Below are 24,767 nucleotides of genomic sequence, written 5' to 3'. Positions count from 1 at the left end.
CCTTACAGACCGGGTTGTGGATAGCTGACGCCGGAATCGTGGTCCGGCGTCGGTTTTTGCTGTTTATCTTGTAGTACTTAGTGCACCAGCATGCCGGTGAACCAGTAGGCCTGAGCCAGGGTGATCAAGCCGACGATCGTTGCAAAGAACAGGCTGTGCTTGAGGGTGAAGCGGAACAGATCCGACTCCTTGCCCACCAGTCCGGTCGCGGCGCAGGCCACGGCGATCGATTGTGGCGAGATCATCTTGCCGGTTACGCCGCCGCTGGTGTTCGCCGCGACCAGCAAGGTGTCGCTGACGCCGATCTGGTGTGCGGTGGTCGCTTGCAACGAACTGAACAGCGCGTTGGACGAAGTATCGGAACCGGTCAGGAACACGCCCAGCCAGCCGAGGAACGGCGAGAAGAACGGGAACGCCGCGCCAGTGCCCGCCAGTACCAGGGCCATGGTCGACGACATGCCCGAGTAATTGGTGACGAAGGCAAACGCCAGCACCATGCCGATGGACAGAATTGGCCAGCGCAGCTCGTAGAAGGTTTCTTTTAAAGTGGTAAGACCAGTTTTGAGGTTGATCTTCAGTACCAGCATCGAGATCAGCGCGGAGAAGAAAATCGCCGTGCCGGTCGCGGAAATCGGATCGAGTTTGAACACGGCCGGAATGGCGGTTGGCGCAGTCACGATCGGTGCAACCTTGATCACCATTTGATCCAGGTGCGGGATCGCGAAGTTGAACACCCAGCTGTACATCGAGCCGCCAGCGGCAAACATTGCCTTGAACGGTTTCAGGGTCCAGATGGTGACCAGCACGGTGAGGATCAGGAACGGCGACCACGCTTTGAAGATTTCACCGAAGCTGTAAGGCGAGGCCACGGTTGTGCGCGGCTGGCCGAAACCACCGGCGCTGGCAGTCACAACGGAAGCCGAGACCGCGCCAGCGATGTGTTGGCCCGCAGCGCGTTTTGGCTGCCAGACTTTCAGGAATAGCGTCAGGGAAATCAGGCTGGCCAGGGCCGAGGTGATGTCCGGCAGCTCAGGGCCGATGAAGTTCGACGTGAAGTATTGGGTGATGGCAAAGCTCAAGCCAGCGACCAGTGCTGCCGGCCAGGTTTCCCGCACACCGCGCAGGCCGTCCATCATGAACACCAGCCAGAACGGCACGAACAGCGACAGCAACGGCAGTTGGCGGCCGGTCATGGCGCCGATCTTGAACGCATCGATGCCGGTCACTTGCCCGGCCACGATGATTGGAATCCCCAAGGCACCAAAGGCTACCGGCGCAGTGTTGGCGATCAGGCACAGGCCTGCGGCGTACAGCGGGTTGAAGCCCAGTCCCACAAGCAGTGCGGCGGTAATCGCTACCGGTGCGCCGAAACCGGCTGCACCTTCAAGGAATGCACCGAAGCAGAAACCGATCAGCAGCACCTGCAAGCGCTGGTCGTCCGTGATCGACAGGACCGAGCTGCGAATCACCTCGAACTGACCGCTCTTGACCGTCAGTTTGTAGAGGAAAACTGCTGCCACGATGATCCACGCAATAGGCCACAAGCCGTAGGCGAAGCCATACCCGGCGGCGGCGAATGCCATGTCGACCGGCATCTGGAAAGCGAAAATCGCGACTGCAATGGACAAAGCCAGCGTGATGCTGCCGGCCACGTGTCCTTTGAGCCGGAACACGGCCAATGCCAGAAAGAAAAACACGATGGGAATGACGGCCGCGAGCGCGGAAAAGCCAAGGCTGCCGAGCGGGGTATAGAGCTGTTGCCAGGTTTGCATATGGGGTGGCCCCTAATTGTTGTTGGTCATGCACTGTCAGCGTTCTTGGATAAATGGTAATACCAATTTACAATCGCTGTTCGCTAGGGTAAAAGCCTTGTAGGCGGTGTGTCAATTTGCCGCCCTAAAACTTTTGTCGAACAAGCGCTCTTGCTCCCGAGTGATGCGCTCGAACAAATGCTGTCGGGCAGGTGCTGGCACAGCGCCGATAGGCCAGAATAGAGAGCCCGGCGAGCCGTCGGGATCGTGGAGATTTGAGTTATGGGGTTTGATCAAATTCGTCAGCGCCGTTTGTCTGACGATATTGTCGAGCGGCTCGAGGGGATGATTCTCGAGGGCACGCTGAAAGCAGGTGAGCGCTTGCCGGCAGAGCGCGCGCTGGCCGAGCAGTTCGGCGTGTCACGCCCTTCGTTACGCGAAGCGATTCAGAAACTGGCGGCCAAGGGCTTGCTGGTCAGTCGCCAGGGCGGCGGAAACTACGTAGTGGAATCACTGGGTACGACCTTCAGTGATCCACTTCTTCATCTGCTGGAAAGTAATCCCGAGGCCCAGCGTGATCTGCTGGAGTTTCGCCACACCCTGGAAGCGTCCTGCGCCTATTACGCTGCGCTGCGTGCCACGGATGTCGATCGCGAGCGGCTGACCGCAGCCTTTAATGAACTGCAGGATTGCTACACGCGTCACGATGAAGTGAGTCGGGCGGAGGAGGGCGCGGCGGATGCAAAATTTCACCTGGCCATCGCCGAGGCCAGTCACAACGCGGTGTTGCTGCACACCATTCGCGGGCTGTTCGATCTGCTCAAGCGCAACGTGGTGACCAACATCGGCGGTATGTACAAACAGCGCACTGAAACCCGCGACATGCTGATCACGCAGCACCGGGAGTTGTACATGGCGATTATCGAAGGAAGGGCGGAGCAGGCGCGAGAAGTCTCCAGCCGACACATTTTGTATGTGCAGGAAGTGCTGGAAGAAGTGCGCCAGGAAGTGCAACGCATGGCCCGGGCGGAGCGGCGCAAGGGGATGTAATTTAAAAAAAACAAAAGATCGCAGCCTTCGGCAGCGCCTACAGGGAAATGCGGATCCCGGTGTAGGCGTTGCCGAAGGCTGCGATCTTGTCGCTAGCGCCGCAACGTTCAGGCAGAAAGATTACTCTTCCTTGCCCTTGTTGCGCACCGCACGTTGCAGCTCGCGACCGGCGTCGCGTTCGCGTTCGGTGTCACGCTTGTCATATTCCTTCTTGCCCTTGCCCAGTGCGATCTCGCACTTGACCATGTGCTTGCTCCAGTACCAGGACAGGCACACGCAGGCGTAACCTTTTTGCTGCACGGCGGCGGCCAGCTTTTCCAGCTCGCGGCGGTTGAGCAGCAATTTTCGGGTGCGCGTCGGGTCAGCAATGACGTGGGTGCTGGCGGTCGTCAGTGGCGTAATGTGGCTGCCAAGCAGCCAGGCTTCGCCATCCTTGAGCAGTACATAACTGTCAACCAGCTGTAGCTTGCTCGCCCGCAGACTTTTTACTTCCCAGCCGGCCAGGACCAGGCCAGCCTCGAACCGATGTTCGATGAAGTAATCGTGTCGCGCCTTTTTATTTTGCGCGATGGTCCCTGTTGGGTGTTTCTTCTGTTTAGCCATAGGGGCGGCATTATAGGGAGTTGCAAGCGAGTCGGCTACGGTGACGCAGCGTGCTTGAGCAGGTTGATTGAATCCCGGACAATGCGCCCTCTTTTTTCAATGCTGGGACGTGGTAACGATGTCGACAGACAAGGTTTCTGTCCACGGCAGTTGGGCTAGCCGCTGGGTCTTCATACTCGCCGCGACCGGTTCGGCCGTGGGCCTGGGTAGTATCTGGAAGTTCCCGTACATGGTCGGGGTCTACGGCGGCGGTGCGTTTGTGCTGATGTTCCTGGCCTGTATCGCGCTGATCGGCGTGCCGGTCATGCTGGCGGAAACCCTGATCGGCCGGCGTGCCCGGCAAAGTCCGGCTAACGCGTTGAAGGTGCTGGCGCTGGAGGCGGGGCATTCGGGCAAGTGGTCCTGGGGCGCGTTCGCCGGGATGATCACAGCGCTGCTGATCCTGTCTTTCTATAGCGTTGTCGGCGGCTGGTCGCTGGATTACATCATCGACATGGGGCGCGGTGATTTCCAGGGTGTAACGCCTGATCAGGTCGGCGCGTACTTTGGCAAGGTGATCGCCGATCCATGGCGCCTGACACTTTGGCACACGATTTTTATGCTGCTGTCCGCCATTGTGATCGCCAAAGGCGTCGTTGCCGGGCTTGAACGCAGCCTGCGCATCATGATGCCGTTGCTCTTTGTGATGATCCTGGTGCTGCTGGGTTACAGCATGACCACCGGCCATTTCATGGAGGGCGTGCATTTCATGTTCGACTTCCACCCGGAAAAAGTCCTCGACGGTTTGCTGCCCGCCATGGGGCATGCGTTCTTCTCCCTCAGCGTAGGCGTGGGTTCGATCATGATCTACGGCGCTTACATGCCGAAAGACTCGTCGATTTCAGGCACCGTCGTCGGAGTAGCGCTGCTCGATACCTTTGTTTCTCTCGTGGCCGGCCTGGCGTTGTTTCCAATAGTGTTTGCTGCCGGCCTGAATCCGAGTGAAGGCCCTGGCCTGATGTTCGTCAGCCTGCCATTTGCCTTTGGCAACGTAGCGTTTGGCCAGTTGATGGGCGTAGTGTTCTTCGTGCTTGTAGCGATTGCGGCCTGGAGTTCGGCGATTTCGTTGCTGGAGCCGATGGTGGCTTACCTGGTTGAGCGTACTAAAGTCAGTCGCGCCTGGGTGACGTTCTGGCTGGCATTCACATGCTGGTTCGTCGGTCTTGGGACTGTGTTTTCCTTCAATATCTGGAAGGAAGCCAAGTTTTTCGTGAACGAAGGCGGGATGTTCCATCTCTATCAATGGGGTGCGGCCGGCGGCCTGGATTTCTTTGGCGTGATCGATTTCTTCACTTCGCGGATCATGCTGCCTCTCGGTGGTTTGTGTTTCGTGGTGTTTGCGGGCTGGGTGATGGGGCGTGAAGCGGTGCGCGACGAGTTGTCGATCCGCAGCCCCATGCTGTTCAATCTGTCCCTGTTTTTGATGCGCTATGTAGCGCCCATCGGCATTCTCGTAGTGTTTGCCGCCCAGCTGTGGAAGTGACGCTGACATGACGACACACATTCAACGTTCGGCCCTGCTGCCGTATCCGGCGCAAGCGCTGTATGACCTGGTCAATGACGTGGCGCGTTACCCGGAGTTTCTGCCGTGGTGCTCGTCGGCCGAAGTCCTGGAAAGCTCTATCGAGCACATGCGTGCAAGCGTTGGTGTGGCCAAAGGTGGTCTCAGCCAGCATTTCGTAACGCGCAACACGCTGGTGCCCGGGCAATCGATCGAAATGAATCTCGAGGAAGGTCCGTTCACTCAGTTGCACGGCATCTGGGTGTTCAAGGCGTTGACCGACAAGGCCTGCAAGATCAGCCTGGACCTTTCGTTCGACTATGCAGGGCCGATTGTCCGCGCAACGTTGGGGCCATTGTTCAATCAGGCGGCCAATACGCTGGTGGATGCATTCTGCCAGCGCGCCAAGCAGATGCATGGTTGAGGTCGTGATCGAAGTCGAGGTGGTGTATGCCGCCGTTGATCGTCAGGTGCTTCTAAGTGTGACCGTGCCAGCGGGGACGACAGTGCGGGCGGCTTTGCTGGCGTCGGGGGTAGATCGCGAGTTTCCTGAGCTGGACCTGGCTGAATGCCCTGTGGGGATATTCGGCAAGGTGGTCATCGATCCTGATACTCGTCAGCTACAGGCGGGGGATCGCATCGAGATTTATCGACCGCTGCTGGCCGATCCGAAAGAGGTTCGCCGGCTTCGTGCCGCCAAGGCTGCCGAGGCCAAAGCGCGGAATCAGTGATGTGCCAAACGGCAGACAATAAAAAACCCGGACATTCCGGGTTTTTTATTGCGTCGCAAATTATTGCGGCGAGGTTTCCAGCGGTTCTGGCGTCGGGACCGGTACGGTTTCTACGCCGTCTACGTCCTTCTGGATCTGATCCAGCAACGAACCCGGCTTGACCGGTTTTTCCGGTTTCGGCTTCTCGGCGTTTTCTGCAGGTGCGGTCACGGTAGTGCCGCTGTCCTTGCCGAGAATGGCTTCGTCCCGGCTCACGCCTGGCATGAAATCACCGGAGAGGCTGACAAGTTGGTCATTTGGGTTGAAGATAACGCTAATGCGTTCCTGTTGGCGTTCACCGCCACCCGGTTGCAGGCTATACAGATAATCCCAGCGATCGGCATGGAACGTGTCGGTCAGCAGAGGGTTGCCCATGATAAACCGTACTTGCCGACGGGTCATTCCCGGGCGTAACTGGTCTATCATGTCCTGCGTGACGACATTGCCCTGCTGGATGTCGATTTTGTAAACCCCGGGGAATGAACAACCGGCGAGTGCGAGCAGTCCCACAAAGGTGAAACTGGTTAGCAAGAGCTTGGTGTTTTGCATCGGTGGGCGACTTCCACTATCTTGGCTGGGACAACGTAAACGCCGATCATACCCGCATTAAGAGAAGCTGCGAAGCAGCATCGCGAGAAAGCTGACCATGGTTGAAAATAGCGAACTACGCAAAGCCGGCCTCAAAGTGACCCTTCCACGGGGCAAGATTCTGCAAATGCTCGATTCCGCCGAGCAACGCCACATGAGTGCCGAGGATGTTTACAAGGCGCTGATGGAGGCTGGTGAGGACGTCGGTCTGGCCACGGTTTACCGTGTACTGACCCAGTTCGAGGCAGCTGGCCTTGTGGTGCGGCACAACTTCGACGGAGGCCATGCGGTCTTCGAGCTGGACGACGGCAAGCATCACGACCATATGGTCAACGTCGAGACCAGTGAAGTGATCGAATTCTTCGACGAAGAAATCGAGCGCCTGCAGAAAGCGATCGTCGACAAGTATGGCTTCGAGATGGTTGATCACAATCTTGTGCTGTACGTGCGCAAGAAAAAGTAAGCATGTCGCGCGAACTTCAGGTTCGCGAAACGAGCGAAGGCGACCCTAGGGTCGCCTTCGTGCTTTCTGCCGGCCTTAGATGTTTTGCGGCCTTCGCTGGTTGGCACTCGGCCTCCTGTAGGCGCCGGCTTGCTGGCGATGGTCGTTAACGATAACGCGCAGGATCTGATTAAACGCGGCGCATCCATCGCCAGCAAGCCGGCTCCTGCATGTCTCGCGTGCGAAGCTTAGATTTTTGCGGTAACGACCATTTTTTTCGCGTGGGCCAGGGATTCCTTGGTCAAGTCGATGCCGCCCAGCATCCGTGCGACTTCTTCGACGCGATCATTCTTGCTGAGCTTGGAGACGGCCGTGTGGGTCGCATCCTCGCCACGCACCTTGTGCACAAATAGATGCTGATGACCCTGCGCCGCCACTTGTGGCAAGTGAGTCACCGTCAACACCTGCCCGCGCTCGCCAAGGCGACGCAGCAGTTGGCCGACAATCTCCGCAGTCGGTCCGCCGATACCCACGTCCACTTCGTCGAATACCAGTGTCGGTACGCGTGAGGTCTGCGCGGTGATCACCTGAATCGCGAGGCTGATCCGCGAGAGCTCGCCGCCCGAGGCTACTTTTGCCAAGGCTTTCAAGGGCTGGCCGGGGTTGGCGCTCACCAGCAGCTCTACCTGTTCGAGCCCGTTGGGTAGCAACTCATCGCTGCTGTTGGGGCGCAGTTCGATGGTGAAGCGACCTCCGGGCATGCCCAGTCGCTGAATTTCCTGCTCCACGGCGCTGGCCAGACTGCTGGAGGCTTGATGGCGCAGGTCGCTGAGTTCTCGAGCCTTCTCCTGGTAATGGCGAGCATAGGACGCCAGCTCATCGCTCAGTCGTTCGATGGATTCGTCGTTCGCATTCAACGTTTCGATTTCATCCAGCAACCGCTGCTGCATCTCGGCCACTTCGGTGGGCTGGATGCGGTGTTTGCGCGCCATGGTGTAGATCGCATCGAGGCGTTCTTCCAGGTGTTGAAGACGCGCCGGGTCCGCATCGAAGTTGTCGAGAAAGCGATTCAGCTCGCCCACGGCTTCTTCAACCTGGATCTGTGCACTGGTCAGCAAGCTGCTGGCTTCGCCCAGCGCGCCAATCGAGTTGTTTACGCTCGACAGGCGATTAAGGCTGGCGGTCAGGGCATTCAGGACATTGCCGGAATCACTTTCGCTGCACTGCTCGACCACTTGTCGGCAGATGCCCAGCAGGGTTTCGGCGTTGGTCAGGTTCTTGTGTTCCTGCTCCAACTGCTCCAGTTCGTTTTCGCCGAGGCCGAGGTTTTCCAGCTCTTCGAGTTGATAGCTCAGCAATTGATGGCGTGCGCGCTGCTCATCGCCGGAGTTGGACAGGCGCTCCAGCTCCTGACGGGTCTGGCGCCAGCGCTGGGCGGCAAGCTGAACCTGACGGGCAAGGTCGGTGGCACCGGCATACTCGTCGAGCAGGCGTCGGTGAGTGTCGGTCTTGAGCAGGGATTGGTGTTCGTGCTGGCTGTGGATATCAATCAGTAGTTCGCCCAGGGACTTGAGATCACCGAGCGGGCAGGGCGTGCCGTTGATATAGCCGCGCGAACGTCCTTCGGCAGTGATCACCCGGCGAAGGATGCATGGGCCATCGCTTTCGAGGTCGCGCTCGGCCAGCCAGGCACTGGCTTCAGGAATGTCGACCAGGTCGAAGGTGGCCAGGATGTCGGCCTTGTCGGCACCGGGGCGGACGACGCCACTGTCGGCGCGATCGCCCAGGGTCAGGCCCAGGGCGTCGAGCATGATCGACTTCCCGGCGCCGGTTTCACCCGTGATCACGCTCATCCCGCGATCGAGTTCGAGATCGAGATGTTCGACGATGGCGTAGTTGTGTACGGACAGGTGCACCAGCATAAAGGCCGCTCCCAGGCTTTAGGTCTGGTTATTTATACAGTGTTTTATTTGCGCCTGACAATGCCCTCGCTTAGCTCGATTTGCTTGATCCGACGAAATCGTTAGCCCATTGAGGAATGACAATGCAGCTGTTTTTTGTAGGGTTAATCATAACGAGCCCCTTGAAGCTGATTTTTGCGGCCCCATATACCGGGACAGAAGCGCGAGTTGAGCTCGCGGACGAAATTGAAAGGAGAAATCTATGGCTGACGAACAGACAGTGGATACGCAAAATCTAGACGCCGATCAGGCTGCCCAGGACTCGGGTGGTGATCTGGCGGCCCGTGTACAAGTGCTCGAAGAGCAACTGGCTGGCGCCCAGGATCAGGCTTTGCGTGTAGCAGCTGATCTGCAGAACGTCCGCCGCCGCGCCGAGCAGGATGTAGAAAAAGCGCACAAATTCGCCCTGGAAAAATTCGCAGGCGATTTGCTGCCGATCATCGACAGCCTGGAGCGTGGCCTGGAGTTGTCCAGCCCGGACGACGAAAGCATCCGTCCAATGCGCGAAGGCATCGAGCTGACCCTGAAAATGTTCCAGGACACCCTGAAGCGTTATCAGCTGGAGGCGATCGATCCGCATGGAGAACCGTTCAACGCCGTTCAACATCAGGCAATGGCCATGCAGGAAAGCGCCGACGTCGAGCCGAACAGCGTGCTCAAGGTGTTCCAGAAGGGCTATCAGCTCAACGGTCGTCTGCTGCGCCCGGCCATGGTCGTGGTCAGCAAGGCCCCTGCGCCAGTTTCGCCTTCTATTGACGAGCAGGCTTGAAATTAGCCGCAAGGCCCCCATTTAGAAGTCAAGCGTTTAAGTGCTACCGCAGTTAGCCACCACTGCTGCGGCAACCAAATCCAAAGTTTCGGGAGAGTGAACATGGGCAAAATTATCGGTATCGACCTGGGGACTACCAACTCCTGCGTCTCCGTGCTTGAAAACGGCGTAGCCAAAGTAATCGAAAACGCTGAAGGCGCGCGTACCACGCCGTCGATCATCGCTTACGCGAACGATGGCGAAATTCTCGTTGGCCAGTCGGCCAAGCGTCAGGCTGTGACCAATCCGCACAACACCCTGTATGCGGTGAAGCGTCTGATCGGTCGTAAGTTCGACGAAGAAGTCGTACAGAAAGACATCAAGATGGTCCCTTACAAAATCGCCAAGGCTGACAATGGCGACGCGTGGGTAGAAGTCAACGGCCAGAAAATGTCGCCGCCACAAATCTCGGCTGAAATTCTGAAGAAAATGAAGAAGACCGCCGAAGACTACCTCGGCGAGCCAGTGACCGAAGCGGTGATCACCGTTCCGGCCTACTTCAACGACAGCCAGCGTCAGGCGACCAAAGACGCCGGCCGCATCGCGGGCCTGGACGTTAAACGTATCATCAACGAACCGACCGCAGCCGCTCTGGCTTACGGTATGGACAAGGCGAAAGGCGATCACACCGTGATCGTTTACGACTTGGGCGGCGGTACTTTCGACGTTTCCGTGATCGAAATCGCTGAAGTCGATGGCGAGCACCAGTTCGAAGTATTGGCCACCAACGGTGACACGTTCCTGGGCGGTGAAGACTTTGACATTCGTCTGATCGACTACCTCGTCGACGAATTCAAGAAAGAAAGCGGCATGAACCTCAAGGGTGATCCGCTGGCCATGCAGCGCCTGAAAGAAGCCGCTGAAAAAGCCAAGATCGAACTGTCCTCGAGCATGTCGACCGACGTGAACCTGCCGTACATCACTGCAGACGCCACCGGTCCTAAGCACTTGAACGTGAAAATCTCCCGCGCCAAGCTCGAAGCGCTGGTAGAAGACCTGGTTCAACGCACCATCGAACCTTGCCGCATCGCTCTGAAAGACTCCGGCATCGACGTTGGCGCCATCAACGACGTGATCCTGGTCGGCGGTCAGACCCGTATGCCACTGGTTCAGAAGCTGGTGACCGAGTTCTTCGGCAAAGAAGCACGTAAAGACGTGAACCCGGACGAAGCCGTTGCCATGGGTGCTGCCATCCAGGGCGCCGTATTGGCCGGTGACGTGAAAGACGTTCTGCTGCTCGACGTCAGCCCGCTGACCCTGGGTATCGAAACCATGGGTGGCGTGATGACCGCGCTGATCGAGAAAAACACCACGATTCCTACCAAGAAATCGCAAGTGTTCTCGACTGCCGACGACAACCAGGGCGCCGTGACCATTCACGTGCTGCAAGGCGAGCGTAAGCAAGCCGCTCAGAACAAGTCCCTGGGCAAGTTCGACCTGGCCGAGATTCCACCAGCACCACGTGGCGTGCCACAAATCGAAGTGACCTTCGACATCGACGCCAACGGCATCCTGCACGTCGGCGCGAAAGACAAGGCTACCGGCAAGACTCAGTCGATCGTGATCAAGGCCAACTCCGGTCTGTCCGAGGAAGAGATTCAGCAGATGATTCGCGATGCTGAAGCCAATGCCGAGGAAGACAGCAAGTTCGAAGCGCTGGCAGCAGCCCGCAACCAGGGCGATGCACTGGTTCACTCGACTCGCAAAATGGTCGCAGACGCTGGCGATAAAGTGACTGCTGAAGAGAAGACTGCAATCGAAGCTGCCGTGGTTGCCCTGGAAGCCGCCGTCAAAGGCGACGACAAGGCTGCCATCGAAGCCAAGGTTGAAGAGCTGTCGAAAGTCTCCGCTCCAGTGGCGCAGAAGATGTACGCCGAACAGGCCCAGCCTGCTGAAGGCGCTGCACCGCAAGGCGAATCGGCTGAGAAGGCTGACGATGTTGTCGATGCCGAGTTCGAAGAAGTCAAAGACCACAAGTAAGTTAGTGGTCGCCCGGTTGACTGCCTTAAGGCGGTGACTGGTAGGATGTCGCCGCGCGGGAGCTTGCTCCCGCGTTGGCGTGTCTGGAGTACACGAATTTTTACAGCATGCGACAGCGTTCGTGTGTTGGCGGTATGGCCGAAGATGCTCCTGCTTTTCGAGCCGACAGTACTGCAATGAATCAAAGACCAGGATCGTTGAATTGACGTGAGTTGGGTCCGGGCCTGTATTGGGGCTCAACGAGTTTGACGAGGCTCAGGAGAGGTTTGTCGAACGTCCTTAAGAGTGCAAAGACTTATGGCAAAGCGTGACTATTACGAAGTATTGGGTGTTGAGCGTGGCTCGAGCGAAGCGGACCTGAAGAAGGCCTACCGTCGCTTGGCGATGAAGCACCACCCGGACCGTAATCCCGATGACAAAGCGTCGGAAGAGATGTTCAAAGAGGCCAATGAGGCCTACGAAGTGCTGTCCGATTCCAGCAAGCGCGCGGCGTACGACCAGTATGGTCATGCCGGTGTCGACCCAAGCATGGGTGGCGGCGGTGCCGGGTTTGGCGGTCAGAATTTCTCCGACATCTTTGGCGATGTCTTCAGTGATTTCTTCGGTGGCGGTCGCGGCGGTGCTCGTGGCGGCGCCCAGCGCGGCAGCGACCTGCGTTACACCCTGGAGCTGAATCTGGAAGAAGCGGTGCGCGGTACCACCGTTAACATCCGCGTTCCGACACTGGTCAACTGCAAGCCATGCGATGGCTCGGGTGCCAAGAAAGGCTCCTCGCCGGTCACCTGCCCGACGTGCGGCGGTATCGGTCAGGTCCGCATGCAGCAAGGTTTCTTCTCGGTGCAGCAGACCTGTCCGCGCTGCCATGGTCAGGGCAAGATCATTTCCGATCCGTGCACTTCCTGCAACGGTGACGGTCGCGTTGAAGAGTACAAAACACTTTCCGTGAAAGTGCCGGCCGGTGTCGACACGGGTGATCGCATTCGTCTGTCCGGCGAAGGCGAGGCGGGTGCTCAGGGCGGTCCGACTGGCGACCTGTACGTGGTGATCAATGTGCGCGAGCACGCGATCTTCCAGCGCGATGGCAAGCACCTGTTCTGCGAAGTGCCGATCAGCTTCGTCGATGCGGCGCTGGGTGGCGAGCTGGAGATTCCGACCCTCGATGGGCGGGTCAAACTGAAAATCCCAGAAGGGACTCAGACCGGCAAACAATTCCGTGTGCGCGGCAAAGGTGTTGCGCCCGTGCGTGGTGGCGGTGCCGGCGACCTGATGTGTCGTGTGGCGGTCGAAACCCCGGTCAACCTGGGGCGTCGTCAGCGCGAATTGCTGGAAGAGTTCCGCAGTTCTCTGGCGGACGATAACAGCCATTCGCCGAAAACCACCGGTTGGTTCGAAGGTGTGAAGCGCTTCTTTGGCGACCTGTAAGGAGTGAGCATGCGACGTATAGCTGTGATGGGCGCTGCTGGCCGCATGGGCAAAATCCTGGTTGAGGCCGTGCAGCAGCGCGCGCCGCTGACCGGCCTGACCGCTGCCATCGTGCGCCCCGGCAGCACGCTGATTGGTGTGGATGCCGGTGAGCTGGCTTCGTTGGGGCGTATCGGCGTACCGCTGTCCAGTCATGTGGAAGCGGTGGCTGAAGAGTTCGATGTGTTGATCGACTTCACGCTCCCGGAAGTCATGCTGAAAAATCTGGCGTTCTGCCGTAAGGCAGGCAAGGCCATGGTGATCGGCACGACCGGTCTGGACGCTGTGCAGAAGCAGTTGCTGGTCGAGGCGGGCAAGGACATTCCTATCGTGTTCGCGGCCAACTTCAGTGTCGGTGTAAACCTGTCGCTGAAGCTGCTCGACATGGCTGCTCGTGTGTTGGGCGATGATGCGGATATCGAAATCATCGAGGCTCACCATCGGCACAAGATCGATGCACCTTCAGGCACGGCCCTGCGCATGGGTGAAGTGATTGCCAGTGCGCTGGATCGTGATTTGCAGAAGGTGGCGGTCTACGGGCGTGAAGGTCACACCGGTGCGCGTGAGCGTGAAACGATCGGTTTTGCGACTGTGCGCGGCGGGGATGTGGTGGGTGATCACACAGTGCTGTTCGCCTGTGAGGGCGAACGCCTCGAAATCACGCACAAGGCGTCGAGTCGCATGACGTTCGCCAAGGGCGCGGTGCGTGCGGCGTTGTGGCTGGACGGTCGCGAGCCTGGTCTTTACGACATGCAAGACGTGCTTGACCTGCGTTAAGATGCACCCGAAACCGGGTTCCAGCCCAGCGTTGGACCCGGTTTTATTACGCCAAGCGACGTCCTGTGGCATTCTCCGGCCTTTAAGGCTCATTGGCGGTAGACCAAAAATGCCTTTTTCTGTAAGCTACAGCTTTAGTGTGTCCACTAAAAGCGCGCAGAATAATTCAGTGAAGAAGCGGGGTGACGTGTCCATACGTCACTCCGCTTTTTTACAACCTGCGATCGCCCTTTCAGGCTTTATTTACGGGAGGTCTTCTTGACTAAGCCAGCCATACTCGCCCTTGCTGATGGCAGCATTTTTCGCGGCGAAGCCATTGGAGCCGACGGTCAAACCGTTGGTGAGGTGGTGTTTAACACCGCAATGACCGGCTATCAGGAAATCCTTACCGATCCTTCCTACGCCCAACAGATCGTTACCCTGACTTACCCGCACATCGGCAACACCGGCACCACGCCGGAAGACGCCGAGTCCGACCGCGTCTGGTCGGCTGGCTTGGTTATCCGCGACCTGCCGCTGGTTGCGAGCAACTGGCGTAACACGATGTCCCTGTCCGACTACCTGCAAGCCAACAACGTTGTGGCCATCGCCGGTATCGACACCCGCCGCCTGACGCGCATCCTGCGTGAAAAAGGCGCGCAGAACGGCTGCATCATGGCCGGTGACAACATTTCCGAAGAAGCCGCCATCGCCGCCGCTCAGGGTTTCCCTGGCCTCAAAGGCATGGACCTGGCGAAAGTCGTCAGCACCACGGAGAAGTACGAGTGGCGTTCGACTGTCTGGGATTTGAAAACCGACAGTCACGCGACTATCGAAGCCTCCGAGCTGCCGTACCACGTGGTTGCCTACGACTACGGCGTCAAGCTGAACATCCTGCGCATGCTGGTCGAGCGCGGTTGCCGCGTGACCGTGGTGCCGGCTCAAACGCCTGCTGCTGACGTGCTGGCGATGAAACCGGACGGCGTGTTCCTGTCCAACGGCCCTGGCGATCCGGAGCCTTGCGACTACGCGATCCAGGCGATCAAGGATGTGCTGGAAACCGAGATTCCGGTCTTCGGTATCTGCCTCGGTCACCAACTGCTGGCCCTGGCCTCCGGCGCCAAGACCCTGAAAATGGGGCACGGCCACCACGGTGCCAACCACCCGGTCCAGGATCTGGACAGCGGTGTGGTGATGATCACCAGCCAGAACCACGGTTTTGCGGTAGACGAAGCGACCCTGCCAGCCAACGTTCGCGCGATTCACAAATCGCTGTTCGACGGCACCCTGCAAGGTATCGAGCGTACCGACAAGAGCGCCTTCAGCTTCCAGGGTCACCCTGAAGCCAGCCCTGGCCCGAACGACGTAGCACCACTGTTCGATCGCTTCATCAACGAAATGGCCAAGCGACGCTGATCGCTCGCTTTGATGCAGCAAAGCCTGAGGGTGGTCCCGACACCGGCGACCCTCAGGCTTCACAGATTGAACAAGACGGCTTGCCGACTGACCTGCGGATTTGAGTGACAAACCCATGCCAAAACGTACAGACATTAAAAGCATCCTGATTCTCGGCGCTGGCCCGATCGTTATCGGCCAGGCCTGCGAATTCGACTACTCCGGCGCCCAGGCCTGCAAAGCCCTGCGCGAAGAGGGTTACCGCGTCATCCTGGTGAACTCCAACCCAGCGACCATCATGACCGACCCGGACATGGCCGACGCCACCTACATCGAACCGATCAAATGGCAGACCGTTGCCAAGATCATCGAGAAAGAGCGTCCGGACGCGCTGCTGCCAACCATGGGTGGCCAGACCGCCCTGAACTGCGCCCTGGATCTGGAGCGCGAAGGCGTCTTGGAGAAGTTCGGCGTAGAAATGATCGGTGCCAACGCCGACACCATCGACAAGGCTGAAGACCGTTCGCGCTTCGACAAGGCAATGAAGTCCATCGGCCTGGATTGCCCGCGTTCGGGTATCGCCCACAGCATGGAAGAAGCCAACGCAGTGCTCGAGAAGCTGGGCTTCCCGTGCATCATCCGTCCGTCCTTCACCATGGGTGGTACAGGTGGCGGTATCGCTTACAACCGTGAAGAGTTCGAAGAAATCTGCGCCCGTGGCCTGGATCTTTCGCCAACCAAAGAACTGCTGATCGACGAATCCCTGATTGGCTGGAAAGAGTACGAGATGGAGGTTGTCCGCGATAAGAAGGACAACTGCATCATCGTCTGCTCCATTGAAAACTTTGACCCGATGGGCGTGCACACTGGTGACTCGATCACTGTTGCGCCGGCACAGACCCTGACGGACAAGGAATACCAGATCATGCGTAACGCCTCCCTGGCGGTACTGCGCGAGATCGGCGTGGAAACCGGTGGTTCCAACGTCCAGTTCGGCATCTGCCCGGACACTGGTCGCATGGTGGTCATCGAGATGAACCCGCGGGTATCCCGTTCCTCGGCTCTGGCTTCGAAAGCCACCGGTTTCCCGATTGCACGTATCGCTGCAAAGCTGGCGATCGGCTATACCTTGGACGAGCTGCAGAACGAAATCACCGGGGGCGCTACTCCGGCGTCGTTCGAGCCGTCGATCGACTACGTCGTCACCAAGCTGCCGCGTTTCGCCTTCGAGAAATTCCCGAAAGCCGACGCACGCCTGACCACTCAAATGAAGTCGGTCGGTGAAGTCATGGCCATCGGCCGGACCTTCCAGGAATCCCTGCAGAAAGCCCTGCGCGGTCTGGAAGTTGGCGTTTGCGGCCTCGACGAGAAGCTCGATCTGAGCAATCCGGAAAGCATGAGCATCCTCAAGCGCGAACTGACCGTGCCGGGCGCCGAGCGCATCTGGTACGTGGCTGACGCATTCCGCGCCGGACTGTCGGTCGAAGACATCTTCGGCATGAACATGATCGACCCGTGGTTCCTGGTACAGATCGAAGATCTGATCAAGGAAGAAGAGAAGGTCAAGACCCTGGGTCTGACCAGCATAGACCGCGACCTGATGTTCAAGCTCAAGCGCAAAGGCTTCTCGGACATGCGTCTGGCCAAGCTGCTGGGCGTGACCGAAAAAGCTTTGCGTCGCCACCGTCACAAGCTGGAGATCTTCCCGGTCTACAAGCGCGTTGACACCTGCGCGGCCGAGTTCGCCACCGACACCGCCTACATGTACTCGACTTACGAGGAAGAGTGCGAAGCAGCGCCGTCGGGCCGCGACAAGATCATTATCCTTGGCGGCGGTCCAAACCGTATCGGCCAGGGCATCGAGTTCGACTACTGCTGCGTACATGCGGCACTGGCCCTGCGCGAAGACGGTTACGAGACCATCATGGTCAACTGCAACCCGGAGACCGTTTCCACCGACTACGACACCTCCGATCGCCTGTACTTCGAGCCAGTGACTCTGGAAGACGTGCTGGAAATCTGCCGGGTCGAGAAGCCGAAAGGCGTGATCGTCCAGTACGGCGGCCAGACCCCGCTGAAACTGGCTCGCGCCCTGGAAGAAGCGGGCGTGCCGATCATCGGCACCAGCCCTGACGCCATCGACCGTGCCGAAGACCGTGAGCGCTTCCAACAGATGGTTGAGCGTCTGAACCTGCGTCAGCCGCCAAACGCCACCGTGCGCAGCGAAGACGAAGCGATTCGTGCCGCTGCCAAGATCGGTTACCCGCTGGTGGTGCGTCCGTCCTACGTACTGGGCGGTCGTGCGATGGAAATCGTCTACGAAGAAGAAGAGCTCAAGCGCTACCTGCGTGACGCAGTGAAAGTGTCCAACGACAGCCCGGTGCTGCTCGACCACTTCCTCAACTGCGCCATCGAAATGGACGTGGATGCGGTCTGCGACGGCACCGACGTGGTGATCGGCGCGATCATGCAGCACATCGAGCAGGCTGGCGTTCACTCCGGTGACTCCGCGTGCTCCCTGCCGCCGTACTCGCTGCCTGCCCACATCCAGGACGAGATGCGCGAACAGGTCAAGAAGATGGCCCTGGAACTGGGCGTGGTCGGCCTGATGAACGTTCAGTTGGCGCTGCAAGGCGAAGACATCTACGTCATCGAAGTCAACCCGCGCGCTTCTCGTACCGTGCCGTTCGTGTCCAAGTGCATCGGTGTTTCCCTGGCGATGATCGCAGCGCGCGTCATGGCCGGTAAAACCCTGAAGGAAATCGGCTTCACCAAGGAAATCATTCCGAACTTCTACAGCGTGAAAGAGGCGGTGTTCCCATTCGCCAAATTCCCTGGCGTGGACCCTATCCTCGGCCCAGAGATGAAGTCCACCGGTGAAGTGATGGGCGTGGGCGACACCTTCGGCGAAGCATTTGCCAAAGCTCAAATGGGTGCCAGCGAAGTGCTGCCGACCGGCGGTACCGCGTTCATCAGCGTGCGTGACGACGACAAGCCACTGGTTGCAGGCGTGGCCCGTGATCTGATCAACTTGGGCTTCGAAGTGGTCGCCACTGCCGGTACTGCCAAGCTGATCGAAGCCGCAGGCCTGAAAGTGCGTCGTGTGAACAAGGTGACCGAGGGGCGTCCGCACGTGGTCGACATGATCAAGAATGACGAAGTCACTCTGATCATCAACACCACCGAAGGTCGTCAGTCGATCGCTGATTCCTACTCCATTCGTCGTAATGCCTTGCAGCACAAGATCTACTGCACCACCACCATTGCTGCTGGCGAAGCTATCTGCGAAGCGCTGAAGTTCGGTCCCGAGAAGACCGTGCGCCGCTTGCAGGATCTACACGCAGGATTGAAGGCATGATCAAATACCCAATGACCGTCAAGGGCGCTAAAGCCCTGGAAGAAGAACACGCTCATCTGACCAAGGTCGTTCGTCCGAAACTCAGTCAGGACATCGGTACGGCCCGCGAGTTGGGTGACTTGAAGGAAAACGCCGAGTACCACGCTGCCCGCGAGCAGCAAGGTATGGTCGAGGCGCGGATTCGTGACATCGAAGGCCGGATTCAGAATCAGGTCATCATCGACGTCACGACCATTCCTCACACCGGCAAAGTGATCTTCGGCACCACCGTTGAAATCGCCAACGTCGAAACGGATGAGCGCGTCACTTACCACATCGTGGGTGAGGATGAGGCTGACTTCAAACTCGGCAAGATTTCGGTAGGTTCGCCATTGGCCCGCGCCTTGATTGCCAAGGAAGAGGGTGATGTGGTCGCCGTGAAAACGCCAGGTGGCGTTATCGAGTACGAGATTGTCGAAGTTCGCCACATCTAACCGCAGGCGCCCGTTTCGTGCGGGCGCGATGCTTTGGCAGCTGACTCAGATGTTGTGGGTCGGTGGCCTGTGGCTGTTGCATATCGGTCTGCTGCCGGTGCTGGGCCGAATTGGCCTGGCGCCGCTGCTGATCGACGAAATTGCAGGCATGCTGAACTCGCTGATGGTGGGGTTCGCCGCAGCGTGCGTGATTTTTCAGGCTTTGGTGCTGGTTCAGGCCGAGGGCCTTGCCAGTCTATGGCGCGATATTCGTGGGCAACTGCTGATGATGGCGCTGTATGCGTGCGCGATGTATGTCGCGGTGCGTGTCGGTTGGCCGGATGCGGTGCGTTGGCAGGTGTTCAGTTATCTGGTTCTGGGTTTTTCCGGGTTGGTGCTGGTGTTGCAGCCCGTGCCGGGATGGAGTGGCAGGGTGCGCGAAGCACACCCTTGACCCTTGCCATCATTTGAAGCGATGGACGTTCGACAGCTGCTTGTTGACGCTGAAGTTCTTGCGGTAAATCAGTGCCATCTTGCCGATGACCTGAACCAGATCCGCTTTGCCGGCCTTGCAGAGCTCTGCAATGGACGCCAGGCGCGATTCGCGATCGAGGATGTTGAGCTTGATTTTAATCAGCTCGTGATCCGCCAAAGCGCGTTCAAGTTCGGCTAACACACCTTCAGTCAAACCGTTGTCAGCCACAATCAACACTGGTTTCAGATGGTGGCCAATGGATTTGTACTGTTTCTTCTGCTCTTGAGTGAGCGGCATAATCTGACCCTTTAGTCTGGATTCTGTAAAATGGCGGCCATTTTACCCGAGGGTTCGTGGATCCGCCCAATTAATCACGACCCTTATCATCGAGGTGCCCAATGGCGCGTTCCAAGACAAGCCTTGGTTGGCTGAAAAGACATGTCAATGATCCCTATGTGAAGCAGGCGCAGAAGGATGGTTACCGCTCGCGTGCGAGTTACAAGCTTCTGGAGGTCCAGGAGAAATACAAACTGATCCGTCCGGGTATGAGCGTTGTCGACCTGGGGGCGGCGCCTGGCGGCTGGTCGCAGGTCACTAGTCGGCTGATCGGCGGTCAGGGGCGTCTGATCGCCTCGGACATCCTGGAAATGGACAGCATTCCGGACGTGACTTTCATCCAGGGTGACTTCACCCAGGACGAAGTGCTCGCTCAGATCCTTGAAGCCGTGGGTAATTCGCAGGTGGACCTTGTGATTTCCGATATGGCCCCCAATATGAGTGGTACGCCTGAGGTGGACATGCCAAAAGCCATGTTTCTATGTGAGCTGGCGCTTGATCTGGCGGCTCGGATACTCAAGCCGGGTGGTAATTTCGTGATCAAGGTGTTTCAGGGCGAAGGGTTTGATGCTTATGTGAAGGACGCTCGTCAGAAATTCGACAAGGTCCAGATGATCAAGCCGGACTCGTCCCGTGGCAGTTCCCGCGAGCAATACATGCTGGCTTGGGGCTACCGCGGCCGTAGTGAGTAAATCGAGGTTTTTTTGCGGGTCGATAGGATTTTCGTATTTCGTCCCGTGAGCATTAGCGAATATTGTGTAGAAAGTGTTTCACAAAGGGTTACAGACGGCGCCTGCCAGAGCCGTAGGTAATGTAGTAAGTTAGGCCGGTGAATATCATGCGAAGCGCGCGCCATTAGCGGAGCTTGCTTCAGAGGGTAGTTAATTGAACGATATGGCAAAGAATCTGATCCTGTGGTTGATCATCGCGGCTGTCCTGGTGACGGTGATGAACAACTTCTCCAGCCCTAACGAGCCGCAGACCCTCAACTATTCCGACTTCATCCAGCAGGTCAAGGATGGCAAGGTCGAGCGCGTAGCCGTTGATGGCTATGTGATTACCGGTAAGCGCAACGATGGCGACAGCTTCAAGACCATCCGTCCCGCTATCCAGGACAACGGTCTGATCGGCGACCTCGTGGACAACCACGTGGTAGTCGAAGGCAAGCAACCTGAGCAGCAAAGCATCTGGACTCAACTCCTGGTCGCGAGCTTCCCGATCCTGGTGATCATTGCCGTGTTCATGTTCTTCATGCGCCAGATGCAGGGCGGCGCCGGAGGCAAGGGCGGGCCGATGAGCTTCGGCAAGAGCAAGGCGCGCCTGCTCTCCGAAGATCAGGTGAAAACCACTCTGGCTGACGTTGCCGGTTGCGACGAAGCGAAGGAAGAAGTCGGCGAACTGGTCGAATTCCTTCGTGATCCGGGCAAGTTCCAGCGTCTGGGTGGTCGCATTCCCCGTGGCGTGCTGATGGTCGGTCCTCCGGGTACCGGTAAAACCTTGCTGGCCAAGGCGATTGCCGGCGAAGCCAAAGTGCCGTTCTTCACCATTTCCGGTTCCGATTTCGTCGAAATGTTCGTCGGCGTCGGTGCCAGTCGTGTTCGCGACATGTTCGAGCAGGCCAAGAAGCACGCGCCATGCATCATTTTCATCGATGAAATCGACGCCGTCGGTCGCCATCGTGGTGCCGGCATGGGCGGTGGTCATGACGAGCGTGAGCAGACCCTCAACCAGTTGCTGGTAGAGATGGACGGCTTCGAAATGAATGACGGCATCATCGTCATTGCCGCAACCAACCGTCCGGACGTACTTGACCCTGCGTTGCTGCGTCCGGGCCGTTTCGACCGTCAGGTCGTGGTCGGTCTGCCGGATATCCGCGGTCGTGAGCAAATTCTCAAGGTCCACATGCGCAAAGTGCCAATGGGCGACGACGTTGCTCCGGCGGTGATTGCTCGTGGTACGCCTGGCTTCTCCGGTGCTGACCTGGCCAACCTCGTGAACGAGGCGTCGTTGTTCGCTGCCCGTACCGGCAAGCGCATCGTTGAAATGAAAGAGTTCGAGCTGGCCAAAGACAAGATCATGATGGGCGCAGAGCGCAAATCCATGGTCATGTCCGAGAAAGAGAAGCAGAACACCGCTTATCACGAAGCAGGCCATGCCATTGTTGGTCGCGTCGTGCCAGAGCATGATCCGGTCTACAAGGTGTCGATCATCCCGCGCGGTCGTGCGCTGGGTGTGACCATGTTCCTGCCGGAAGAAGATCGTTACAGCCTGTCCAAGCGTGCATTGATCAGCCAGATCTGCTCGCTGTACGGCGGCCGTATCGCAGAAGAAATGACCCTGGGCTTCGACGGTGTGACCACCGGTGCCTCCAACGACATCATGCGTGCCAGCCAGATTGCGCGGAACATGGTGACCAAGTGGGGTCTTTCGGAAAAACTCGGTCCGTTGATGTATGCCGAAGAAGAGGGCGAAGTGTTTCTCGGTCGCGGCGGCGGTGGTCAGAGTGCAAGTTTCTCCGGTGAGACAGCCAAGCTGATCGACTCCGAAGTACGCAGCATCATTGATCAGTGCTACGGCACGGCCAAACAGATCCTCACGGATAACCGTGACAAGCTCGACGCCATGGCCGATGCCCTGATGAAGTATGAAACGATCGATGCTGATCAGATCGACGACATCATGGCGGGTCGTACGCCTCGCGAACCTCGCGACTGGTCGGGCGGCACCGGTTCTTCCGGAACACCTCCGGCAGTGCAGGATCCGCGTCCGGAAACACCGATCGGCGGTCCGGCTGCTGACGTTTAAGGTTTGAAATGACTTTTGTTCAGTCCTCGACCCGGTTGCCTTGCGGCAACCGGGTTCTTGATTTGGCCCAGACGCATGTCATGGGCATTCTCAATGTCACTCCTGATTCCTTTTCCGACGGCGGCCAATACAGCCAGCTCGATGCGGCCTTGCGCCACGCTGAGGCAATGGTGTTGGCTGGCGCGACGCTGATTGATGTCGGCGGCGAATCGACCCGGCCCGGTGCCAGGGCGGTTTCGCCCCTCGAAGAGCTGGAGCGTGTAGCGCCGATCGTTGAGCGCATCAATCGCGAGCTGGATGTGATCATCTCGGTCGATACCTCTACGCCAGCCGTCATGCGCGAAACTGCGCGGCTGGGGGCGGGTTTGATCAATGACGTCCGCGCGTTGCGCCGAGAAGGCGCACTGGACGCGGCGGCGGACACCGGTTTACCGGTCTGTCTGATGCATATGCTTGGTGAGCCGGGCGACATGCAGGACGATCCGCATTATCAGGACGTGACCAAAGAGGTGGGCGAGTTTCTCGCCGAGCGAATGGCGCAGTGTGCATTGGTCGGAATTCCGGCTGAGCGGATCATTCTGGACCCGGGTTTCGGCTTCGCCAAAAACTTGCAGCACAATCTAAGTTTGTTCAAACATATGGAAGCCCTGCATGTCTTCGGGCGCCCTCTGTTGGTCGGGGTTTCGCGCAAGAGCATGATAGGTCAGGCCTTGAATCGCCCGGTCGGAGAGCGACTGCATGGCAGCTTGGCACTCGCGGCGCTGGCTTCATTCAAGGGTGCGCGTATATTGCGCGTCCATGATGTGGCCGAAACCGTCGATGTGGTGCGAATGATCGCTGCAGTGGAATCAGCCGAATAAGAATGATGGAGTACTTATGACTAAGAAATACTTTGGTACCGACGGGATTCGTGGTCGGGTCGGCGAATATCCGATTACTCCTGAATTCATGCTCAAGCTTGGCTGGGCTGCAGGTATGGCGTTCCGCAAAATGGGCGCCTGCAAGGTGCTGGTGGGTAAGGACACCCGGATCTCCGGGTATATGTTCGAATCGGCGCTCGAGGCCGGGCTGACTTCGGCGGGTGCCGACGTGATGCTCCTGGGCCCGATGCCGACCCCTGCCATCGCTTATCTGACGCGTACTTTCCATGCCGAAGCCGGAATCGTGATCAGCGCTTCACACAATCCTCATGATGACAACGGCATCAAGTTTTTCTCCGGAAAGGGCACCAAGCTGCCTGATGAAGTCGAGCACATGATCGAAGAATTGCTCGACACTCCGATGACCGTTGTGGAGTCGAGCAAGATCGGCAAAGTGTCGCGAATCAATGATGCTTCGGGCCGTTATATCGAGTTTTGCAAGAGCAGCGTGCCGACCGGTACCAGCTTTTCGGGTCTGAAGATCGTGATCGATTGCGCTCACGGTGCGACCTACAAGGTAGCGCCGAGCGTGTTCCGCGAGCTGGGGGCCGACGTTGTCGTGCTTTCTGCACAGCCGAACGGCCTCAATATCAATGACAACTGCGGTTCCACCCATATGGGGCAGTTGCAGGCTGCCGTGCTGGCTGAGCACGCCGACTTGGGGATTGCTTTCGACGGTGATGGCGATCGGGTTCTGATGGTCGATCACACAGGCGCCGTCGTCGATGGTGACGAACTTCTGTTCATCATTGCTCGCGACCTGCATGAGCGTGACCTGTTGAAAGGCGGCGTGGTCGGGACATTGATGAGTAACCTCGGGCTGGAACTGGCCCTCGCGGATCTGTCGATTCCCTTTGTACGTGCGAACGTCGGTGACCGTTACGTGATCGCGGATCTGCTGGAACGCAAATGGCTGGTGGGTGGTGAGAACTCGGGCCATATCGTTTGCTTCAATCACACCACCACCGGTGATGCGATCATTGCAGCGCTGCAGGTGCTGATGGCGTTGAAGACGCGCTCCGAGGGGCTGGCTCAAGCCCGTCAGTCGTTGCGCAAGTGTCCTCAGGTGTTGATCAATGTACGTTTCGGTGGTGGTGCGAGCCCGCTGGATCATCCGTCGGTCAAAGAGGCCAGCGAGCGCGTGACCAAAGCCATGGCGGGCCGTGGGCGCGTGCTGTTGCGCAAGTCCGGTACGGAGCCGTTGGTACGAGTTATGGTCGAAGGCGAGGACGAAACACAGGTTCGCGGCTACGCCGAAGAGCTGGCAAAACTGGTTACTGAAGTTTCTGCCTGAATTCGGCTTGCCAGCCATGATT

The 24,767-nt window shown here is 58.3% G+C and carries 22 protein-coding genes; 17 read left to right on the top strand and 5 right to left on the bottom strand.

Annotated features, from left to right (window positions below):
• Positions 1 to 77 precede the first annotated feature (77 nt).
• Positions 78 to 1,772, bottom strand: coding sequence for a lactate permease LctP family transporter (locus FBY04_RS06935; protein ID WP_084321832.1), 1,695 nt, complete (start codon positions 1,770 to 1,772; stop codon positions 78 to 80).
• Between the two features lie 261 nt (positions 1,773 to 2,033).
• Between FBY04_RS06935 and FBY04_RS06930 the strand changes: the two genes are divergently transcribed.
• Positions 2,034 to 2,801 carry a GntR family transcriptional regulator gene (locus FBY04_RS06930; RefSeq protein ID WP_084321833.1) on the top strand — a complete coding sequence of 256 codons (768 nt, stop codon included), beginning with the start codon at positions 2,034 to 2,036 and terminating at the stop codon, positions 2,799 to 2,801.
• A 120-nt stretch (positions 2,802 to 2,921) separates the two neighbouring features.
• On the opposite strand, the gene smpB is transcribed toward FBY04_RS06930, so the two are convergent.
• Positions 2,922 to 3,404: an SsrA-binding protein SmpB gene (gene smpB / locus FBY04_RS06925; protein ID WP_008029800.1), complete on the bottom strand. Its 483-nt coding sequence runs from the start codon at positions 3,402 to 3,404 to the stop codon at positions 2,922 to 2,924.
• A 118-nt stretch (positions 3,405 to 3,522) separates the two neighbouring features.
• On the opposite strand from smpB, the gene FBY04_RS06920 reads away from it, so the two are divergent.
• From FBY04_RS06920 to FBY04_RS06910, 3 genes are read left to right on the top strand one after another with little or no spacing between them, the layout of a single operon-like run.
• Complete coding sequence (locus tag FBY04_RS06920) at positions 3,523 to 4,926, top strand: sodium-dependent transporter (RefSeq protein WP_084321834.1); 1,404 nt, start codon at positions 3,523 to 3,525, stop codon at positions 4,924 to 4,926.
• A 7-nt stretch (positions 4,927 to 4,933) separates the two neighbouring features.
• Positions 4,934 to 5,368 carry a type II toxin-antitoxin system RatA family toxin gene (locus FBY04_RS06915; protein ID WP_084321835.1) on the top strand — a complete coding sequence of 145 codons (435 nt, stop codon included), beginning with the start codon at positions 4,934 to 4,936 and terminating at the stop codon, positions 5,366 to 5,368.
• Positions 5,361 to 5,675: an RnfH family protein gene (locus tag FBY04_RS06910; RefSeq protein ID WP_084321836.1), complete on the top strand. Its 315-nt coding sequence runs from the start codon at positions 5,361 to 5,363 to the stop codon at positions 5,673 to 5,675. The genes FBY04_RS06915 and FBY04_RS06910 overlap by 8 nt, the downstream gene beginning before the upstream one ends.
• A 60-nt stretch (positions 5,676 to 5,735) precedes the next feature.
• On the opposite strand, the gene FBY04_RS06905 is transcribed toward FBY04_RS06910, so the two are convergent.
• Entirely contained in the window at positions 5,736 to 6,263 is a 528-nt protein-coding gene (locus FBY04_RS06905) for an outer membrane protein assembly factor BamE (RefSeq protein ID WP_084321837.1), read from the bottom strand.
• A 97-nt stretch (positions 6,264 to 6,360) separates the two neighbouring features.
• Between FBY04_RS06905 and fur the strand changes: the two genes are divergently transcribed.
• Positions 6,361 to 6,765, top strand: a complete 405-nt coding sequence (gene fur, locus FBY04_RS06900; RefSeq protein ID WP_145314841.1) for a ferric iron uptake transcriptional regulator — start codon at positions 6,361 to 6,363, stop codon at positions 6,763 to 6,765.
• Between the two features lie 227 nt (positions 6,766 to 6,992).
• Here the strand turns inward: fur and recN are convergent, their stop codons facing one another.
• Positions 6,993 to 8,666: a DNA repair protein RecN gene (recN, locus tag FBY04_RS06895; protein ID WP_145314840.1), complete on the bottom strand. Its 1,674-nt coding sequence runs from the start codon at positions 8,664 to 8,666 to the stop codon at positions 6,993 to 6,995.
• Positions 8,667 to 8,907: 241 nt separating this feature from the next.
• On the opposite strand from recN, the gene grpE reads away from it, so the two are divergent.
• From grpE to FBY04_RS06855, 8 genes are all read left to right on the top strand, one after another.
• On the top strand, positions 8,908 to 9,474 hold the full coding sequence (gene grpE / locus FBY04_RS06890; protein WP_084321839.1) for a nucleotide exchange factor GrpE: 567 nt from the start codon (positions 8,908 to 8,910) through the stop codon (positions 9,472 to 9,474).
• Between the two features lie 102 nt (positions 9,475 to 9,576).
• Positions 9,577 to 11,493, top strand: a complete 1,917-nt coding sequence (gene dnaK / locus FBY04_RS06885) for a molecular chaperone DnaK (RefSeq protein ID WP_017336462.1) — start codon at positions 9,577 to 9,579, stop codon at positions 11,491 to 11,493.
• Positions 11,494 to 11,790: 297 nt separating this feature from the next.
• A complete protein-coding gene (gene dnaJ, locus FBY04_RS06880; RefSeq protein WP_084321840.1) occupies positions 11,791 to 12,915 on the top strand; it encodes a molecular chaperone DnaJ in 1,125 nt (374 codons plus the stop codon).
• A gap of 9 nt (positions 12,916 to 12,924) precedes the next feature.
• The gene (dapB, locus tag FBY04_RS06875; protein WP_145314839.1) at positions 12,925 to 13,731 is read left to right on the top strand and encodes a 4-hydroxy-tetrahydrodipicolinate reductase; all 807 of its coding nucleotides are present in this window, start codon (positions 12,925 to 12,927) and stop codon (positions 13,729 to 13,731) included.
• Positions 13,732 to 13,989: 258 nt separating this feature from the next.
• Positions 13,990 to 15,126, top strand: coding sequence for a glutamine-hydrolyzing carbamoyl-phosphate synthase small subunit (carA, locus tag FBY04_RS06870; RefSeq protein ID WP_084321842.1), 1,137 nt, complete (start codon positions 13,990 to 13,992; stop codon positions 15,124 to 15,126).
• Positions 15,127 to 15,241: 115 nt separating this feature from the next.
• A complete protein-coding gene (gene carB, locus FBY04_RS06865) occupies positions 15,242 to 18,463 on the top strand; it encodes a carbamoyl-phosphate synthase large subunit (protein ID WP_145314838.1) in 3,222 nt (1,073 codons plus the stop codon).
• Entirely contained in the window at positions 18,460 to 18,936 is a 477-nt protein-coding gene (gene greA / locus FBY04_RS06860; RefSeq protein ID WP_019651075.1) for a transcription elongation factor GreA, read from the top strand. The genes carB and greA overlap by 4 nt, the downstream gene beginning before the upstream one ends.
• A gap of 28 nt (positions 18,937 to 18,964) precedes the next feature.
• A complete protein-coding gene (locus tag FBY04_RS06855; protein ID WP_145314837.1) occupies positions 18,965 to 19,369 on the top strand; it encodes an MFS transporter in 405 nt (134 codons plus the stop codon).
• A gap of 9 nt (positions 19,370 to 19,378) precedes the next feature.
• On the opposite strand, the gene FBY04_RS06850 is transcribed toward FBY04_RS06855, so the two are convergent.
• Positions 19,379 to 19,687: a YhbY family RNA-binding protein gene (locus FBY04_RS06850; protein WP_017336468.1), complete on the bottom strand. Its 309-nt coding sequence runs from the start codon at positions 19,685 to 19,687 to the stop codon at positions 19,379 to 19,381.
• A 101-nt stretch (positions 19,688 to 19,788) separates the two neighbouring features.
• Here FBY04_RS06850 and rlmE point away from each other — a divergent pair, with 101 nt between their 5' ends.
• The 4 genes from rlmE to glmM all read left to right on the top strand — a co-directional run bounded on the left by rlmE (position 19,789) and on the right by glmM (position 24,745).
• The gene (gene rlmE / locus FBY04_RS06845; protein ID WP_007900501.1) at positions 19,789 to 20,418 is read left to right on the top strand and encodes a 23S rRNA (uridine(2552)-2'-O)-methyltransferase RlmE; all 630 of its coding nucleotides are present in this window, start codon (positions 19,789 to 19,791) and stop codon (positions 20,416 to 20,418) included.
• A 202-nt stretch (positions 20,419 to 20,620) separates the two neighbouring features.
• Positions 20,621 to 22,531 carry an ATP-dependent zinc metalloprotease FtsH gene (ftsH, locus tag FBY04_RS06840; RefSeq protein ID WP_084321845.1) on the top strand — a complete coding sequence of 637 codons (1,911 nt, stop codon included), beginning with the start codon at positions 20,621 to 20,623 and terminating at the stop codon, positions 22,529 to 22,531.
• A gap of 8 nt (positions 22,532 to 22,539) precedes the next feature.
• Positions 22,540 to 23,391 (top strand): dihydropteroate synthase, encoded by an 852-nt coding sequence (gene folP, locus FBY04_RS06835; protein WP_084321846.1) that lies wholly within the window; start codon positions 22,540 to 22,542, stop codon positions 23,389 to 23,391.
• A 16-nt stretch (positions 23,392 to 23,407) separates the two neighbouring features.
• A complete protein-coding gene (gene glmM / locus FBY04_RS06830; RefSeq protein WP_145314836.1) occupies positions 23,408 to 24,745 on the top strand; it encodes a phosphoglucosamine mutase in 1,338 nt (445 codons plus the stop codon).
• Positions 24,746 to 24,767: the final 22 nt, after the last annotated feature.

Source organism: Pseudomonas sp. SJZ080 (genome assembly GCF_007828295.1).
In the GTDB taxonomy this organism is placed as follows: domain Bacteria; phylum Pseudomonadota; class Gammaproteobacteria; order Pseudomonadales; family Pseudomonadaceae; genus Aquipseudomonas; species Aquipseudomonas migulae_A.
Note: the sequence above shows the minus strand (reverse complement) of the source record. Positions and strands in the feature narration are given on the sequence as shown.

Coding starts and splice junctions, on each gene's coding strand:
- dnaJ (WP_084321840.1), top strand. CDS start 11,791: ATGGCAAAGCGTGACTATTACGAAGTATTGGGTGTTGAGCGTGGCTCG.
- dapB (WP_145314839.1), top strand. CDS start 12,925: ATGCGACGTATAGCTGTGATGGGCGCTGCTGGCCGCATGGGCAAAATC.
- FBY04_RS06935 (WP_084321832.1), bottom strand. CDS start 1,772: ATGCAAACCTGGCAACAGCTCTATACCCCGCTCGGCAGCCTTGGCTTT.
- grpE (WP_084321839.1), top strand. CDS start 8,908: ATGGCTGACGAACAGACAGTGGATACGCAAAATCTAGACGCCGATCAG.
- FBY04_RS06910 (WP_084321836.1), top strand. CDS start 5,361: ATGGTTGAGGTCGTGATCGAAGTCGAGGTGGTGTATGCCGCCGTTGAT.
- greA (WP_019651075.1), top strand. CDS start 18,460: ATGATCAAATACCCAATGACCGTCAAGGGCGCTAAAGCCCTGGAAGAA.
- carB (WP_145314838.1), top strand. CDS start 15,242: ATGCCAAAACGTACAGACATTAAAAGCATCCTGATTCTCGGCGCTGGC.
- FBY04_RS06905 (WP_084321837.1), bottom strand. CDS start 6,263: ATGCAAAACACCAAGCTCTTGCTAACCAGTTTCACCTTTGTGGGACTG.
- FBY04_RS06915 (WP_084321835.1), top strand. CDS start 4,934: ATGACGACACACATTCAACGTTCGGCCCTGCTGCCGTATCCGGCGCAA.
- FBY04_RS06920 (WP_084321834.1), top strand. CDS start 3,523: ATGTCGACAGACAAGGTTTCTGTCCACGGCAGTTGGGCTAGCCGCTGG.
- dnaK (WP_017336462.1), top strand. CDS start 9,577: ATGGGCAAAATTATCGGTATCGACCTGGGGACTACCAACTCCTGCGTC.
- recN (WP_145314840.1), bottom strand. CDS start 8,666: ATGCTGGTGCACCTGTCCGTACACAACTACGCCATCGTCGAACATCTC.
- fur (WP_145314841.1), top strand. CDS start 6,361: ATGGTTGAAAATAGCGAACTACGCAAAGCCGGCCTCAAAGTGACCCTT.
- folP (WP_084321846.1), top strand. CDS start 22,540: ATGACTTTTGTTCAGTCCTCGACCCGGTTGCCTTGCGGCAACCGGGTT.
- rlmE (WP_007900501.1), top strand. CDS start 19,789: ATGGCGCGTTCCAAGACAAGCCTTGGTTGGCTGAAAAGACATGTCAAT.
- FBY04_RS06850 (WP_017336468.1), bottom strand. CDS start 19,687: ATGCCGCTCACTCAAGAGCAGAAGAAACAGTACAAATCCATTGGCCAC.
- FBY04_RS06855 (WP_145314837.1), top strand. CDS start 18,965: ATGCTTTGGCAGCTGACTCAGATGTTGTGGGTCGGTGGCCTGTGGCTG.
- ftsH (WP_084321845.1), top strand. CDS start 20,621: ATGGCAAAGAATCTGATCCTGTGGTTGATCATCGCGGCTGTCCTGGTG.
- FBY04_RS06930 (WP_084321833.1), top strand. CDS start 2,034: ATGGGGTTTGATCAAATTCGTCAGCGCCGTTTGTCTGACGATATTGTC.
- smpB (WP_008029800.1), bottom strand. CDS start 3,404: ATGGCTAAACAGAAGAAACACCCAACAGGGACCATCGCGCAAAATAAA.
- glmM (WP_145314836.1), top strand. CDS start 23,408: ATGACTAAGAAATACTTTGGTACCGACGGGATTCGTGGTCGGGTCGGC.